Source organism: Streptococcus sp. 10F2, from assembly GCF_054331515.2.
The window spans coordinates 1-15,331 of record NZ_JBTGGE020000020.1 but is presented as its reverse complement, the minus strand read 5'-3'; the positions used below and the strand labels follow the sequence as shown (position 1 = coordinate 15,331).

Genomic DNA, 15,331 nt, shown 5'->3' with positions numbered 1-15,331 from the left:
CCACAAGGGCCTATCGCTTCTCTAGGAGTTTTCTTATATTTTAGAAGGCTTTTGCCTGAGTTTCATGAATATAATCCACTTGAAGACCTTGCTTTTCAAGTTCTTCTCGTAGTTGGTCGTGGTCTGTCTGTCCCTCCAATTGCAACTCAATGGTTACAGAACCATCTGAATTTGGAATATTCACGACATTATCGATATTTAAATTCCGTTCCACAACTGCATGAACAGCACGTTCCAAAACACCAACTTGGTTAGTTGTCTGTACCCGTACACGAGTCCCTGGTGCACCATATCCAGTTACCTCTAGAAAGGCTTTAAAAATATCGCGGTCAGTAATGACTCCTCGGAGCTCTTCCCCTTTCATAACTGGAAGAATCCCGACCTTGTGTTTAAACATCAAATAGACCGCATCTTCTAAGCTGGCATCTTCATCCAAGGTAAAGACATCACGCACCATCACATCTTTAACTTTTGTCTTATTGAGAAGATAATTCATTTCATAAATTGACAGAGTCGTTGCCTTAGACGGTGTAGCTTCCGCAATTGTACCCTCTGTTACCAATCCGACCAATTTACCATTATCCATAACTGGCAGGCGGTGGAGATTTTGTTCCCGCATCAAGTCCGCCGCATGGGCAATGGATGTATCTGGATCAATAAAGACCACTCGTTTTGTCATAAATTCTTTAACAGCCATGTTTTTTCCTTTCTCTCAATCATTAACCACCAAGGTAAGCCTTACGGACTTCTTCTGAGGTTAGAAGTTCTTGACCTGTACCAGATAATACTATTTTACCATTTTCCAAAACATAACCTCGATTTGAAATGGCAAGCGCCTTATTGGCATTTTGCTCAATTAAAAGAACGGTTGTGCCTTGGGCTTGGATGTCTTTAATGATTTCAAAGATTTCATTAATGAAAATCGGAGCCAATCCCATGGATGGTTCATCTAAAAGTAGAAGTTTAGGAGTTGACATCAGAGCCCGCCCCATGGCCAACATCTGTTGCTCTCCTCCAGAAAGGGTTGCAGCATCCTGACCTTTACGTTCTTCCAAACGTGGGAAACGCTCAAAAATTTTCTTGAGATTTCGAGCATTTTCTTCTCGATTTTTCTTCAGAAAGGCTCCCATTTCAAGGTTTTCCATAACACTTAGACCTGGGAAAACATGACGGCCTTCTGGTACTTGAGATAAACCAGAAGCTACAATATTTTGTGCAGGCTGCTTTTGAATTTCCTGACCTTGAAATAGAATCCTTCCTTGGCTTGGACGTACCAAACCTGAAATGGTTCGAAGGATACTGGTTTTACCAGCACCATTGGCTCCAATCAAGGATACAACTTCCCCCTCTGCCACTTCAAAGCTGACATCATGGACCGCTTCGATCATTCCATAATGAATGGATAGATTTTCAACTTGTAACATTGACATTAGGCTTCTCCTCCCAAGTAAGCTTCAATAACACGCTTGTTGGTGCGAATTTCTTCAGGTGTTCCATGAGCAATCAAGCGGCCATATTCCAAAACATAGATTCGTTCCGTTACTTCCATAACCAAACTCATATCGTGCTCAATCAACATCACTGTAATATTAAACTCTTCTTTAATTCTACGAATCAAAGCCGTCAATTCAGCTGTTTCTTGAGGGTTCATCCCTGCAGCTGGCTCATCCAAGAAGAGAATTTTAGGCTCGGTCGCCAAAGCCCGAACAATTTCCAAGAGTCGTTGCTGCCCGTAAGCCAAATTTTTAGCCAAGGTATCTGCATATTCTTCCAAAGAGAATATTTTCAAGAGATCCATAGCTTTTTCTTTGTACTCTTCTTCCTTTTTATAGTATAGAGGAAGGCGGAAGAGACTGGCAAAGACATGTGGGTTTTGGTGATTACCAAAAGCGATAAGAACGTTATCAAGGACCGTCAAATCTTTGAATAGACGGATATTCTGGAAGGTACGACCAAGACCGAGACCCGCAATCGTGTAAGTCTCTTTACCATTGAGCTCATTTCCATCTAAAGTAATGGTTCCTTCACTCGGCTCGTAGACACCGGTCAAAAGATTGAAAAGAGTGGATTTACCGGCTCCATTTGGACCAATCAGACCTACCAATTCTCCCTTGTCCAACTCCAAGGTTACATCCCCAACAGCCGTTAAACCGCCGAAATGTTTTGTTAAGTGTTTAACTTCTAATAATACCATTAGGACTTAGCCTCCTTTTTTGATTTTGACAAAAGATCCTTCAAACTAAATTCCCAAGTTCCCAACAAACCACCTGGACGGAAAATCATAACCAAGATAAGGGCTAGTGAGTAAACAATCATCCGAATACTTGCAACGTCTTGAAGCAACATATTGAGGATACCTAAAACAACTGCTGCTACAATCGTTCCAGTCATAGAACCCAAACCACCAAATACAACAATGATCAAAATATTGATGGAATTCGTGAAAGCAAAGTCTTTAGGGACAACCGACCCAACAAATCCCGCATGAAGTGAGCCTGCGATACTTGCAGTAATCGCTCCAAAAACAAAAGCCATTACCTTAATTTTAGTTGTATTGATTCCAACAGATTCCGCCGCAATCTCATCCTCACGAACCGCAAGAGTTTGGCGACCAATCGGACTTCTCAAATAGTTCAAGGTCACAATCGTTGTCAATGCAGCCAAGATGTAGACCATTTGCCAAGTAGTAAAGGCAGGAATTCCCAAAAGCCCCGCTGCACCGTTGGTCACCTCACCACCGTTGACAATCATAATACGGATAATTTCAGCAACTCCAAGCGTAGCAATCGCTAGATAATCCCCTTTCAAACGAAGGGTTGGAATTCCAACTAAAAGAGCCACAAGCCCCGCAACAATCATTCCCCCTAAGACCGAAACAAGGAAACCGCCATAGGTTGGCAATTGTTTACCAATAATAGCTGTTGCATAAGCTCCAATGGCCATAAAACCAGCGTGTCCCAAAGAGAACTGGCCCGAGAAACCAACAATGAGGTTAAGCCCTACAGCCAAAATAATATTAATTCCAATTTGCTGTAAGATCATTTGATAGTAGAGATTGAGAACGTTCATTTCTACTAAAAGTGTCATCAAGGCATAGCCGGCAACTAGCAGCCCTGCCCAAATCAAGTTTTCCTTTAGATTTTTTTGCATGACTATACCTTCTCCTTCACATTTTTACCAAGAATACCACTTGGACGAACTAGGAGAATCAGAATCAATACTCCATACACAATCGCATCACGGAAATCAGAGAATCCAAGTGCTGTTGCCGCAGTTTCAAGAACCCCGATAACAAATCCACCTAAAGCTGCACCAGGAATAATTCCAATTCCTCCTAAAACAGCCGCAACGAACGATTTAAGACCAGGTGTCATCCCCATCAAAGGCTCCAAGGAGTTATAGTAAAGAGCGATGAGGACACCCGCTGCCCCTGCAAGTGCAGATCCAAGTGCAAAGGTGAAGCTAATGGTGCGGTTTACGTTAATCCCCATCAATTGAGCCGCATCACTATCCACGGAAACAGCCCTCATGGCTTTCCCCATCTTGGTTTTCTTAACAATCAGTTGAAGCACCACCATCAAGAGGATAGAAACTCCTAAAATCAATAATTGAATATTCGTAATAGAAACAGGTCCTAATTCATAGCGAACAGTGTCAATAACCTGTGGAAAAGGACGTGGATTCGCGCCAAAAAAGAAAACCATTCCGTATTCCAAGAGGAAAGATACCCCAATTGCAGTAATCAAGGCTGCAATCCGAGTCGATTGACGAAGAGGACGATAAGCTAAAAATTCAATTAAAACCCCTAAAGCTGCCGTCCCAGCCATGGCTAACAAAAGAGCCACGAAAAAATTCAAGTGTAGGTTATTAATGAGGAAATACCCCATAAAGGCCCCCATCATGTAAACATCACCGTGGGCAAAGTTGATCAAGCGAATAATCCCATATACCATGGTGTAACCCAAGGCAAGAAGAGCATAAATACTTCCCAAAATCAGCCCGTTCAATAATTGCTGTAGTATCATTCTAAATAATCTCCTAAACGACTTAGTCTGGTTGAACCGACACCGCTTCTTCAACCTTACCATTCTGCATGGTCATCATAAAGGCTGATTTTGTCGTATTATGGTCGGCATCAAAACTAGTTTTACCAGTTACTCCTTCGTAATCCTTCACTTTTGTGAGGTTATCACGAATTTGAATCGAGTTTTCTGCTCCTTCCATAGCCTTAGCCATCATCTTCATTGAATCATAAGCTAGAGCTGAAAAAGTACTTGGTTCCTCATTAAAACGCTTTTTATAAGCTTTTTTAAAGGACTCTGCTTCTTCATTGGTTTTAACAGTTGAAGAAAAACCAGACACAAAGTAAATGTCATTTGCTTTTTCCGCAGTTGCTTGTTGAACAAATTCTTCTGAATTCAAACCGTCTCCGCCAACAACAGGCTGGTTCAGTCCCATCCCACGCATCTGGTTGACGATCTTACCGGCCTCCGTGTAGTAACCTGGAAGAACCATTGCATCAAAATCTTGCCCCTTCATTTTCGTCAGAGCTGCTTGGAAATCAGTATCCCCTGCAATAAAGGTTTCCTCAATCACAATATCTCCCTTATAAGCTTCCTTAAAGGATTTTGCGATTCCTTTTGCGTAATCACTTGAGTTATCTGTAAACAAGGCAACTTTTTTCGCATTTAAATTATCTGCAACATACTTGGCGATAATCCGACCTTGGTAACTATCTTGGAATGTCCCAACAAACAAGAAGTCCTGCCCAGCTGTCAAACCATCCTGGGTGGCACTTGGTGAAATCACAGGCACACCTGCAATTGTTGCTTTCGGAATTGCAGCTGCTGTTGCACCAGATGTCGCCGGTCCGACAATCGCATTCACCTGCTGCTGAATAGCCAAGTTCGTAGATACAGATGCTGCTTCTTGAGTTTCAGATTTATTATCTTTAGAAATAACCTCAATTTGCTTCCCATCAATACCACCGGCATGATTGATTTCCTCAACAGCCAACAAGGCACCTTTTTGTTCAACGGATCCATATGCCGCTACGGAACCGGTATTTTCAAAGTTAAAACCGACTTTAATGGTTTCTCCAATTTCTGTCCCTTTGGCTTTGGAACCGTCCGCAACCGGTACCTGGGTACAGGCTGCCAAAAATGTCATAGAGGCCATCAGGATTGTGGCCACTAATGTTTTACGTTTCATAAAACCACTCCTCTTTTTTTATAGAGTCTAATATATAGAATTGTCAGAAAATTGTCAATACAAGTTTGAGATTTTTTCATTATTTTTTGCAGGAAAATTTTCACTATATTTTCTTTCAAAAATAAAAAAGCGGAAAATCAATCTCCGCTTTCTAGACCTGCTAAATCGATACCTTGATAAGTAAGTGGTAAATCTACCAAATGACTGGTCTTAACCTCTCTTACAAAAGATTCATGTTCCAACTGCGCCCGAATAGCCCCTGCCTGATCCGCTTGGACAAATAGTTGAACATACCGCATTCGTCGCGAATGGTAGGTAATATCCCCATAAGGAAACAACTTCCGCCGATCCCGGTTGTAATAAAGATAAACATATAATGCCCGGCGTTGAACTCTTGTTTCCATAACCACTCCTTACCTTTTCTTAGGAACATTCTACCATAAGAACCCTACAAAAACCAGTCCAGTAACAAGAAAGAGACTGGAGCCAATGCTCCAGCCTCAAAATCATAATTGGTCATTCTTATCCGAGCTCATTAACAATGGAAAGCAGAAAGATTCACTCACTCTCAACATCAGTGAATTCTTTCCCACTTACATCTCTTATTAATTAAGCCTGTGGTAATTGATTATTGGCCATGATTTCATCAATAAAACCATATTCAAGTGTTTCTTCTGCACTCATCCAATAATCACGTTCCGCATCTTTGTGAATTTGCTCCACTGGTTTACCAGAATTATCTGCCAAGATTTTTTCTAAGGTATGACGAGTTTTAAGCAAGTGTTCAGCAGCAATCGCCATATCTGTTTGCTGCGTACCGCCACCAGTACCTCCCATTGGTTGGTGAATCATGTATTCCGCATGTGGTAGCATAAAGCGTTTGCCCTTAGCACCACTGGAAGCAATAATAGTTCCCATGCTAGCTGCCATCCCCATGACAATGGTCTGAACATCTGCTTTAATGAAGTTCATGGTATCAACGATAGCCAGACCAGCAGAAACAGATCCGCCTGGTGTATTCACATAAAGATAAATATCCTTCGTTGAATCTTGTGCATCCAGGAACAGCAATTGGGCGATAACAGAGTTAGCCATATTATCTTCAACTGGACCCGTTAGCATAATAATCCGATCCTTCAAAAGACGTGAGTAAATATCATAAGAACGCTCACCACGACTCGTTTGTTCAATAACTACAGGAATCATTCTGTATTCTCCTTCTTTACTAGAATGAACTCATTATACCCAAATGGTCAGTAAAGGTCAACTTTTAACCTCTTATTTCGTACCAAAGAGCCGATCTCCCGCATCTCCAAGACCAGGAACAATATAACCGTGTTCATTCAGACGCTCATCCAAAGCTGCAGTAAAGATTGGAACTTCAGGATGTGCTTCTTCAAGAGCAGCAACCCCTTCAGGTGCAGCAACCAAGCAGACAAAGGTAATATTACTTGCTCCACGTTTTTTCAAAGAATCAATAGCCAAGATAGCTGATCCACCTGTCGCTAACATCGGATCTACCACAAAAATCCGCCGTTGATCAATGTCTTCTGGAAGTTTTACCAAGTATTCCACTGGTTGCAAGGTCTCTTCATCCCGGTACATTCCAATGTGCCCAACCTTGGCCGCTGGAACCAAACTCAAAAGTCCATCTACCATTCCGATACCTGCCCGTAAAATCGGTACAATAGCCAACTTTTTCCCTGCCAATTGCTTCTGAACCGTCTTGGTAATCGGTGTCTCGATTTCGACATCCTCAAGCGGAAGATCACGGAGAACTTCATACCCCATCAACATTGCAATTTCATCAACCAACTCACGGAAAGCTTTTGTAGAAGTATCCGTCCGGCGAAGAATGGACAACTTATGCTGAATCAACGGATGTGCAATGACTTGAACTTTAGACATGCTTGGTTCCTCTTTTCTTAATTTTTTCCATTATATCACAGACCTTCTTGAAAAGCTTTTCAAAGCAAATAAAATTATTAAAAAAGAAGGGAATAAGCAGAGAAACTCTTTCAGTTGAAATAGAGTTCATCTGCTCCCCTTCTTATGATATTCGTAATAATCTGCGTAAACGATTCGCTTGGGGACCCATGACCCGATCCAAATGATTGGTCTTTAAAGCCATCCAAGCATAGACATAGACTGAAATCCCACCAACAACTGCTAAATGAACCAAACTTCCTAGACGACTGTCAACCCCAATCACAAGCGAAAGGAGGAACTGACTTAAACTCGTAACCATGGCCATTATCACCGTCATAAGACTAATGAGGACTACTCTTTTCATCAGTCGTTTATGATTGAGACGGGTAACCTCATGGATTTTGCGGTACATAAGAATGCAAGGTAAAATCAAGGCAAATCCTGTGGACAAAAGAGGACCATAGGAGGCAAACATCCAAATAAAAGGGATTTGTAACAGTAATTTGACACCAAGACCATATAGAAAATAAAGCATGGCCAAACGATTCTCATAAAGAGCTTGAATCATTGGCGCCAAAACCGTATACAATCCCAAGAGCAGTGTGAAAGACATCGCCCATACGAACAATTCTAGAGACTGCCCTTGAGGCTGACCGTAGAAGAAGGTGTATAGCGCACGCCCCATCAAAAGAGAACCTAGAGTTGCTGGAATGAGAAAAGTCAGTAGTAAACTAAGGTTATCAATCACCAACTTAGCAGCAGCACCTAGATCTTTTTTCACAAAATTCTCTGTCAAAAGCGGTATCCCAACTCCTCCCACTGAAGATGCCACCGCAATCAAAATCATACTCACCTTATTCGGATTCGCTGAAAAATAAGAAAAGAGAACCAGTAAGTCTGTCTTCGAAGTATTGGTAAACCATCGTGACACATTGATAAAGGTATTTTGGTCAATAATTTGAAAAAGCTGAATGGCCGACCCTGTAATAATAAAGGGAATGGCTTCTTTCAGCGTTTCAATCACCAGTTGGCTCCCTCCTTCTAACTCTTGGCCAGAAGCAGCCAAAATAGGACGAAGCAACCCTTCTTGATTTAAAGCAAAAATCAATAATCCCACAGAGGCAATCATCCCAACAAAGGCTGCAAAGGTAGACTGGGTAACCGCCGCAACATAGTCTTGATTCCCTAACTGCATGATCAGGAAGGTGGCAACCAACATCCAAATCACTCTGGCAACCTGCTCTGCAATCTGGCTCATGGCATACGGACGCATATTATTATAGCCCTGAAAGACACCCCTTATAATACTCATAGCAGGAAAAATCAGCACCGCCCAGGCAAGACTCTGCATGACTGGCGTTAACTCAGAGCCAACCCCAGAACCCGATGCAAACAAGGGAGCTGCTAAATACATCACTACGGCAAAAGCCACCCCAAGAATCAACATCAATTTTAAAAAACGATGAATCAGAGCGAAAGATTTCTCCTCCTGTCCCATTGTATTGTATTTGGCTATCTGCTTGGAAATAGCTACTGGTAAGCCTGCAGTTGAAATCAAAAGAAACCAAGCATAGATATTGTACCCCATCGTAAAGAGGCCATTGGCCTCGGCCGCGTGACTCCCCATCCACCCGTACCACGGAATAATATAGAGAGCACCAAGCAAGCGACTAATGAGGTTACTAGCAGTCATCCAGGCTGCTCCCTTCAGCATCAACTCTTGCTGCCGCGATTGTTGGTCATTCATTCTAATCCCCTTTAAAAATGTTCGAAAATTCTAGTACCATTATAGCACGAAGGTGCTATCCCTCCAAGATTTTAGCAAAAAAAGCCAATGGCATTTGACTTGTAAAAGCTTCACAGAAGGGTTACAATAAGGCTATGATGAAACTTGAAACCGCATTACAAATCCTTAAAGAGGATCATAATTTCCGTGCCATTATCAGCCAAGATAAGTACCACTACCAGGAAGAAGACTGGACTTTTCAGCAACTAAGCTACGATAGTCGTAAAACTTCTGAACAAACCCTTTTCTTTGCAAAAGGCCAGCAGTTCAAAGCAGAGTACTTAGAATCAGCCATTCAGCAAGGCCTACGCTACTATGTCAGTGAAGTAGACTATCAAGTCTCTATCCCTGTGATTCTCGTCAACGACATCAAACAAGCCATGAGCCTGATTGCCATGGAATTTTACCAAAACCCTCAGAACAAACTGAAACTATTAGCCTTTACAGGAACCAAGGGTAAAACAACAGCTGCTTATTTTGCTTTCAATATTCTTCAAGAGGAATGGAAGCCGGCCATGCTGTCAACCATGAATTCAACGCTAGACGGTCACAATTTCTTTAAATCGCAATTAACGACTCCAGAAAGCCTAGACCTCTTCGCCATGATGGCTCAAGCTGTCGAACAAGGACGAACACACTTCATCATGGAAGTTTCAAGCCAAGCCTATCTGGTGAAACGAGTCTACGGTCTCACTTTTGATGTCGGTGTCTTCTTAAATATCAGCCCCGATCACATAGGTCCCATTGAACATCCTAGCTATGAGGACTACTTCTACCACAAACGTCAGTTGTTAGCCAATAGCCGCTTCCTAATTTTAAACCAGCAAATGGATCATATTGACTTTCTCCTTGATTCCATCGCAGATTGTCCTCATACTACCTATGGTCTAGGAAGTCCAAATACTATTCAAAATGCTTCAGCTTTCAATTTCCAAGTTACCGGAGAGCTGGCAGATGAATACGACATTCAATTAATTGGCGATTTTAATCAAGAGAATGCCTTGGCAGCAGCCCTAGCCTGCCATCAACTCGGAGCAAGTCCTACTGCCATTAAAGCTGGTATTGCCAACACAAAGGTAGACGGACGCATGGAAGTTCTTTCCCATCCTTCTGGAGCAAAAATTTTTATCGATTATGCTCACAATGGTGATAGTCTAAAGAAACTAATCGATACAGTGGCCTACTATCAAAAAGGAAAACTCGCCTTGATTCTAGGTGCAACTGGTAATAAAGGAGAAAGTCGTCGCAAAGACTTCGGAATCCTCCTTAACGATTATCCCGATCTAGACGTCGTCCTAACTGCGGATGACCCGAACTATGAAGATCCCGAAGCTATTTCCCAAGAAATTGCTGCCTATATCCACAGACCTGTAAGCATTATCCCAGACAGAGAAGCTGCTATCCAATACCTTTTAGAAAAAAACTATAGTAACAAAGATGCCATTATCATCGCTGGTAAAGGTGCGGATGCCTTCCAAATTATCCAAGGAGAAAAAATCCCGTATCCAGGGGACCCACAGGTCGTCACAAATCTTCTACAGAAAATGTAAAAAAGGAACCAAACTGCGGTTCCTTTTTTACATCTAATTTTTACTCTCTTTGATTTTCTGAGCTGCTTTGACCCGATTCTCATAAGACTGAGCTAAATGAATGCTCCCCAGTTCACGGAAAGTCTGAATCACTTTTTCCATTTCCATCAGACCTTTACGCTCATCATGGAAAAAGAATTCAAACATCCCTTCCGCATATTGAATCACCATTCGTTCAAAAATATCTCTCTCTTCAAAGTGATTATTCTGAATAAATTTTCGGTAATATTGGGCATCAATCAACTCCTGGCGTTCACTGGAAAGAACAAAAGCCTCTAAAACCAAATAATTCATCATTCGCCTATTGATAGGCAATTCCTTATAGAATTCCGAACGTGAAATCATCTCTTTAGACAAGGTCATAAAGAGGGTATGTCGGAAACGATGCATCGAGTGCATAAAGAGTAAGAGCTCATAGTAACCCCAATACTCCACTCCAATTAAATAATCGGTCAATACACTTAAATCATGCTCAGATACAACCGATTCCCCCGTCATTTCCTCTAGCTTGATTTTAATAATAATCGTATTGAGTTCATGAAACAAGCGGCGTAAACGTGGTTTGACAGGTCTCGAAGCCAAAAGATGGCGCATGCTGACAACATCGTTTCGAAGAACATAGGTGTCCATTTTATACAGTAACTCTTGTAATTCGTCTCGCTTAAAGTCTTGAACTGCATACATAAACTCTGACATGGGCATGTTAATCTCATCTAAGGCAATTTTAAATTTTGAGATAGTCAAATCAGACTGCTCATTTTCAAAACGAGACAACTGGGAAACCGATAATTCCTCATTTGAGATTGAACGCAAGGACAGGCCGCGAGACTGCCGGAATTGTTTAAAAACTTTGCCAAATGATTTCATACAGACCCTTTATATTTTTTGAGTAGGAAAGAAGGCAGATCAACATTAGACCCACCTTCCTCACATTTAATTAGCAAAAGCAGCTGTCAGTTGCGGAACAACTTGTTTTTTACGAGACACAGCACCAGGTAAGAAGGCGTGATTATTTTCTAATTTGAAGCCAAATGCTGCTTCAACCTTATCTGGATTAGCACCCAATGTCAAAATTTCAGAATTGGAATTGACAATATCTGTAATCATCAAGACAAAGTCAGAGTAACCTTCTGCATCCATCGCAGCCTGCATAGCTGCTTCAATTTCTTCCTGACGTTCTAAAATTTCAGAAATATCAACGGTATTCACTTGAGCTACGCGAACAGTGTTACCACTCAATTCAAAGCTCTTAGCATCAATATCAATTAGCTCTGCTGCAGATTTGCTAGAGAGGTTAGTACCTGCTTTTAACATTTCAAGTCCATAAGTTTCTAGCTCAACCCCGGCAAGCTCAGCCAATTCTGCTGCCAATGGAATATCTGTCGCGTGTGTTGTTGGAGATTTCAACAAAAGAGTGTCTGAAATCAATCCAGAAAGCATCAAGCCTGCAATTTCTTTTGGCACTGAAACTTGATTTTCTTTAAACATACGGTAGACAATCGAAGATGCAGATCCAACAGGTTCAAGACGCATAAACAATGGATTCGCAGTTTCAAAGTTAGCCACACGGTGGTGATCCACAACTCCGAACACTTCAACATCGCGGATTCCTTCCGCAGATTGTTGGAATTCATTGTGGTCCGTCAAGATAACCTGCTCAACCCCCTCATTAGCAAGGGATTGGATTTCACGTGGTGTTTCAATTCCAAAATAGTCTAGAACAAAGCGAGTTTCTTCATTTGGCTGTCCCAAAATAACCGCTTCTGTCTCCAAGCCATGAGCTTGGTTAGCCAAGTAAGCGTAAGCATATGATGATGCAATCGCATCTGTATCAGGGTTTTGATGACCAAAAACCAAGATTTTTGACATGATTCTACCTCTTTTCCTATTTTCACTTACCATTTTAACACAAAGCAGGCTCTTCTACCAAGTGACAATATTAGAAATTAGCCCTTTTGCACTCGCTTGAGATAGTCCTGATAGGATTCAGTCTCCATCAACTTCTTGGCATTCTCAACCCGCTCTTTAGTTGGCGGTTTCACACCTTTTAGAGGATAGTCAATTCCCAATTTTTCCCACTTAAATTCACCCATTGTATGGTAAGGAAGAATCTCGAATTTATCCACATTCTTAAGGGTTTTAACAAATTCACCCAATTCTTTCAAATCATCATCTCGATCAGTCAAGCCAGGTACCAATACATGACGAATCCAAACAGGAATTCCTTTATCAGATAAGTAGCGAGCACAATCCAGAATGTTTCTATTACTTTGACTAGTAACAAACTTATGACGCTCATCATTGATTTCCTTGATATCCAGTAACACCAGATCAGTTACCTCCATCAAACGATCAAAAACTTCTAAATACTCAGGCTTATTTCGGAAAGGTAGGGCACAAGTGTCCAAGGTTGTATGGATTCCCAGTTCTTTTGCTTTAGTAAAAAGAGCAATCAAAAAGTCAATTTGCAGGAGGGCTTCTCCACCGCTAACGGTAATCCCACCATTCTTGCCCCAATAACCCTTATAGCGAAGTGCTTCTGCCAGGATATCATCTACTGTACGCGTCTGAGCCTGCTCATTCTCAAAAGCCCAAGTATCCGGATTGTGACAGTATTGGCAGCGCATCTTACATCCCTGCAAGAAAATAATAAACCGAATCCCCGGCCCATCGACGGCTCCGAAACTCTCGGTTGAATGCACATATCCTGTTACCTGACCATAATCAACGACTTGTCCCATGGCTGCCCTCCTGTAAGCGTTTTACACTATTTAGTATAGCACTTTTTTTGAAAAATGTCTTGCCTTTTCATGATTACACATGAAAAGGCTGAGTGAACCCAGCCTTTTCTTCTATTTGGAAGGAACTTCTTCCAAGTCTATCTCTTCTTCTATTTTTTCAATGTGAAGACGAAGTTTAGTTACCCGACCTTTTTTCACTTTATCATTGCGCATGGTCAAACGATAGCCATTTGACTCCAAGTCAATGGAAAGGCGTTCCGCCTCTGTCGGTATACTTCCCAGGGTAGTGATGTAATAACCAGCAATGGTATCCACATCATCACTTTCCAACATAACATCAAAATGTTCATTGAAATCATTCAAGGTCATGGCACCAAGGACAATATAGCTTCCGTCCGTCAATTCACGAACTTCAAGTTCAGCCTTATCTGTCTCGTCTTCAATCTCCCCAACAATTTCTTCCAAAAGATCTTCTAAGGTAACCAGCCCCGCTACTCCACCATATTCATCCAGCAAAATTGCCATCTGATTTTGCGTATTGCGTAAAGAAGTCAACAGATCATCAACAAACATGGTTTCCGGTACAAATAACGGTTCCTGCAAAATCTTCCGAAGCGGTAAATTTTCAAAACCAGATGCAAAAGCTTCCGTCAAAATCCGCTTCGTGTGTAAAATCCCAATCACATTATCCTTATCATCTTCATAGACTGGAATCCGAGAAAAATTCTGTTTCAAAATGGCTTGAATATTTTCCGCACTGGTATTTTTAATATCTACCATAAAGGCATCCGTTCGTGGCACCATTAATTCCCGTGCCATTAACTCATCCAGAGTGAAGACTCCTTGAAGCATCTCCAACTCATCTGCGTCTAAGCTCTCCTCACTCTTAGAGAGCATGTATTCAATCTCATCCCTTGTCATCTTCTCGTCCGCATCATCAAATTCCATCGGTGTCAGACGACTGAGAAGATTTGTAGAGGCTGACAACAACCAAACAAAGGGGCTAACAATTTTTCCCAAGAAAAGAATCACAGGCGCTGTCCGCACAGCTAAAGATTCCTTCAAGTTTAAGGCTATCCGCTTAGGATAAAGTTCCCCAAGAACAATCGAAATATAGGTCAAAAGTGCTAATGCTAGAAAGCTACCTGCTGCATAAGCCGTCTCACTTCCTCCCAACCATGCTGCAATCATCTTTCCCAGAGTGTCTGCTAAACTAGCCCCGGCTAAGATGTTGATAAGGGTAATCCCTACTTGGATTGTAGATAGAAAATGATTCGGCTCTTCTAAAATCGCTAATAGACGTTGGTAAGCACGATCCCCTTCCTCAGCCTTCTGCTCCACACGCGCCCGATTAAGGGATACCATAGCCATCTCTGAAGCTGAAAAGAAGGCATTCAAAAAAGTCAATACAAAGAGCAATACGATCTGCAATACCAAATTCTGACTGCTAGGATCTTCCATGAGTTTTTTCTCCTAAAAATATAAATATAAGCTATTCTACCATGAAATGGTAAAAATAAAAACATAAAAGCTAAGGAGCCACGACAAACGCATGAAAGATTCTAGTAGATTTATTCCCTACTAGAATCTTTTTAAATTAGTACCCTTAAAAATTTATCGAATACCATACTCAAATGGAACTTCTTTCGTCTCATACTCATATCTTTACCAACATCAAGATTTCTTAACACACTCAAACAAAATTTGTCGATTATATTCAAGTTGAAGGCTAATTGCTTATTTAAAGTTTTATTAGCGTCTTCACGGAAAACAACATCCAATAGCCAGTGCATACTCTCAATTTTCCAGTGGCCCCGAACATAGCTGGCCAGCTCGTCAGCTAATACCTTCGTACTCAAGACAAAATAGCGCTCGGTAAGCGTTACCTTATTATCCTTCTCAATAATACAAATAGCCTTTCCAAAACATTGAACATGAGGCCAATCTGGGTGGTCTTTTCGGAACCAAGAAGTGTCGTGGACAACTTCATACTTTCGTGTTTCGATTTGTCCATGAGCTTTTTCAATAGTTTCGTAATAATCTACTACAGACTCTTGGTCATAGGAAAAGCAAGC

The 15,331-nt window shown here is 41.5% G+C and carries 16 protein-coding genes; 1 reads left to right on the top strand and 15 read right to left on the bottom strand.

Translation table 11 applies throughout. The annotated features are described in order from the left end of the window. Positions 1-40: 40 nt before the first annotated feature. From ACXM1Q_RS05005 to ACXM1Q_RS04960, 10 genes are all read right to left on the bottom strand, one after another. Positions 41-697: a CBS domain-containing protein gene (locus tag ACXM1Q_RS05005; RefSeq protein WP_458516732.1), complete on the bottom strand. Its 657-nt coding sequence runs from the start codon at positions 695-697 to the stop codon at positions 41-43. Between the two features lie 22 nt (positions 698-719). Further along, positions 720-1,430, bottom strand: a complete 711-nt coding sequence (locus ACXM1Q_RS05000; protein WP_135037285.1) for an ABC transporter ATP-binding protein — start codon at positions 1,428-1,430, stop codon at positions 720-722. Continuing rightward, entirely contained in the window at positions 1,430-2,194 is a 765-nt protein-coding gene (locus ACXM1Q_RS04995; RefSeq protein ID WP_458516729.1) for an ABC transporter ATP-binding protein, read from the bottom strand. Before ACXM1Q_RS04995 ends, ACXM1Q_RS05000 begins: the two co-directional genes overlap by 1 nt. Next, positions 2,194-3,150, bottom strand: a complete 957-nt coding sequence (locus ACXM1Q_RS04990) for a branched-chain amino acid ABC transporter permease (RefSeq protein ID WP_458516727.1) — start codon at positions 3,148-3,150, stop codon at positions 2,194-2,196. Before ACXM1Q_RS04990 ends, ACXM1Q_RS04995 begins: the two co-directional genes overlap by 1 nt. A gap of 2 nt (positions 3,151-3,152) precedes the next feature. Then, positions 3,153-4,022: a branched-chain amino acid ABC transporter permease gene (locus tag ACXM1Q_RS04985; protein WP_458516769.1), complete on the bottom strand. Its 870-nt coding sequence runs from the start codon at positions 4,020-4,022 to the stop codon at positions 3,153-3,155. Positions 4,023-4,047: 25 nt separating this feature from the next. After that, entirely contained in the window at positions 4,048-5,211 is a 1,164-nt protein-coding gene (locus ACXM1Q_RS04980; protein WP_458516725.1) for an ABC transporter substrate-binding protein, read from the bottom strand. A 137-nt stretch (positions 5,212-5,348) separates the two neighbouring features. Next, positions 5,349-5,615 carry a DUF2129 domain-containing protein gene (locus tag ACXM1Q_RS04975; protein ID WP_458516723.1) on the bottom strand — a complete coding sequence of 89 codons (267 nt, stop codon included), beginning with the start codon at positions 5,613-5,615 and terminating at the stop codon, positions 5,349-5,351. Between the two features lie 205 nt (positions 5,616-5,820). Further along, on the bottom strand, positions 5,821-6,417 hold the full coding sequence (locus ACXM1Q_RS04970) for an ATP-dependent Clp protease proteolytic subunit (RefSeq protein ID WP_196966986.1): 597 nt from the start codon (positions 6,415-6,417) through the stop codon (positions 5,821-5,823). A 72-nt stretch (positions 6,418-6,489) separates the two neighbouring features. Next, on the bottom strand, positions 6,490-7,119 hold the full coding sequence (upp, locus tag ACXM1Q_RS04965; protein WP_135037267.1) for a uracil phosphoribosyltransferase: 630 nt from the start codon (positions 7,117-7,119) through the stop codon (positions 6,490-6,492). Positions 7,120-7,261: 142 nt separating this feature from the next. Then, on the bottom strand, positions 7,262-8,887 hold the full coding sequence (locus ACXM1Q_RS04960) for a putative polysaccharide biosynthesis protein (RefSeq protein ID WP_458516720.1): 1,626 nt from the start codon (positions 8,885-8,887) through the stop codon (positions 7,262-7,264). A gap of 134 nt (positions 8,888-9,021) precedes the next feature. Here ACXM1Q_RS04960 and ACXM1Q_RS04955 point away from each other — a divergent pair, with 134 nt between their 5' ends. Beyond that, complete coding sequence (locus ACXM1Q_RS04955; protein WP_458516718.1) at positions 9,022-10,476, top strand: UDP-N-acetylmuramoyl-L-alanyl-D-glutamate--L-lysine ligase; 1,455 nt, start codon at positions 9,022-9,024, stop codon at positions 10,474-10,476. A 33-nt stretch (positions 10,477-10,509) separates the two neighbouring features. Here the strand turns inward: ACXM1Q_RS04955 and ACXM1Q_RS04950 are convergent, their stop codons facing one another. The 5 genes from ACXM1Q_RS04950 to ACXM1Q_RS04930 all read right to left on the bottom strand — a co-directional run. Further along, positions 10,510-11,382, bottom strand: coding sequence for an Rgg/GadR/MutR family transcriptional regulator (locus ACXM1Q_RS04950; RefSeq protein WP_458516716.1), 873 nt, complete (start codon positions 11,380-11,382; stop codon positions 10,510-10,512). 66 nt (positions 11,383-11,448) lie between these two features. Continuing rightward, positions 11,449-12,384 carry a manganese-dependent inorganic pyrophosphatase gene (locus tag ACXM1Q_RS04945; RefSeq protein ID WP_458516714.1) on the bottom strand — a complete coding sequence of 312 codons (936 nt, stop codon included), beginning with the start codon at positions 12,382-12,384 and terminating at the stop codon, positions 11,449-11,451. A gap of 77 nt (positions 12,385-12,461) precedes the next feature. Further along, on the bottom strand, positions 12,462-13,256 hold the full coding sequence (gene pflA / locus ACXM1Q_RS04940; RefSeq protein WP_458516712.1) for a pyruvate formate-lyase-activating protein: 795 nt from the start codon (positions 13,254-13,256) through the stop codon (positions 12,462-12,464). Positions 13,257-13,367: 111 nt separating this feature from the next. Beyond that, positions 13,368-14,717 (bottom strand): hemolysin family protein, encoded by a 1,350-nt coding sequence (locus tag ACXM1Q_RS04935; RefSeq protein WP_458516710.1) that lies wholly within the window; start codon positions 14,715-14,717, stop codon positions 13,368-13,370. 131 nt (positions 14,718-14,848) lie between these two features. Next, a partial coding sequence (locus ACXM1Q_RS04930; protein ID WP_458516708.1) for an ISAs1 family transposase occupies positions 14,849-15,331 on the bottom strand: 483 nt, incomplete at its 5' end.

Bases quoted from the DNA above. Each gene is read 5' to 3' on its own strand.
- ACXM1Q_RS05005 (WP_458516732.1), bottom strand. From the start codon at position 697: ATGGCTGTTAAAGAATTTATGACAAAACGAGTGGTCTTTATTGATCCA.
- ACXM1Q_RS04945 (WP_458516714.1), bottom strand. From the start codon at position 12,384: ATGTCAAAAATCTTGGTTTTTGGTCATCAAAACCCTGATACAGATGCG.
- ACXM1Q_RS04990 (WP_458516727.1), bottom strand. From the start codon at position 3,150: ATGCAAAAAAATCTAAAGGAAAACTTGATTTGGGCAGGGCTGCTAGTT.
- ACXM1Q_RS04955 (WP_458516718.1), top strand. From the start codon at position 9,022: ATGATGAAACTTGAAACCGCATTACAAATCCTTAAAGAGGATCATAAT.
- ACXM1Q_RS04970 (WP_196966986.1), bottom strand. From the start codon at position 6,417: ATGATTCCTGTAGTTATTGAACAAACGAGTCGTGGTGAGCGTTCTTAT.
- ACXM1Q_RS04935 (WP_458516710.1), bottom strand. From the start codon at position 14,717: ATGGAAGATCCTAGCAGTCAGAATTTGGTATTGCAGATCGTATTGCTC.
- upp (WP_135037267.1), bottom strand. From the start codon at position 7,119: ATGTCTAAAGTTCAAGTCATTGCACATCCGTTGATTCAGCATAAGTTG.
- ACXM1Q_RS05000 (WP_135037285.1), bottom strand. From the start codon at position 1,430: ATGTCAATGTTACAAGTTGAAAATCTATCCATTCATTATGGAATGATC.
- ACXM1Q_RS04960 (WP_458516720.1), bottom strand. From the start codon at position 8,887: ATGAATGACCAACAATCGCGGCAGCAAGAGTTGATGCTGAAGGGAGCA.
- ACXM1Q_RS04980 (WP_458516725.1), bottom strand. From the start codon at position 5,211: ATGAAACGTAAAACATTAGTGGCCACAATCCTGATGGCCTCTATGACA.
- ACXM1Q_RS04995 (WP_458516729.1), bottom strand. From the start codon at position 2,194: ATGGTATTATTAGAAGTTAAACACTTAACAAAACATTTCGGCGGTTTA.
- ACXM1Q_RS04975 (WP_458516723.1), bottom strand. From the start codon at position 5,615: ATGGAAACAAGAGTTCAACGCCGGGCATTATATGTTTATCTTTATTAC.
- ACXM1Q_RS04950 (WP_458516716.1), bottom strand. From the start codon at position 11,382: ATGAAATCATTTGGCAAAGTTTTTAAACAATTCCGGCAGTCTCGCGGC.
- pflA (WP_458516712.1), bottom strand. From the start codon at position 13,256: ATGGGACAAGTCGTTGATTATGGTCAGGTAACAGGATATGTGCATTCA.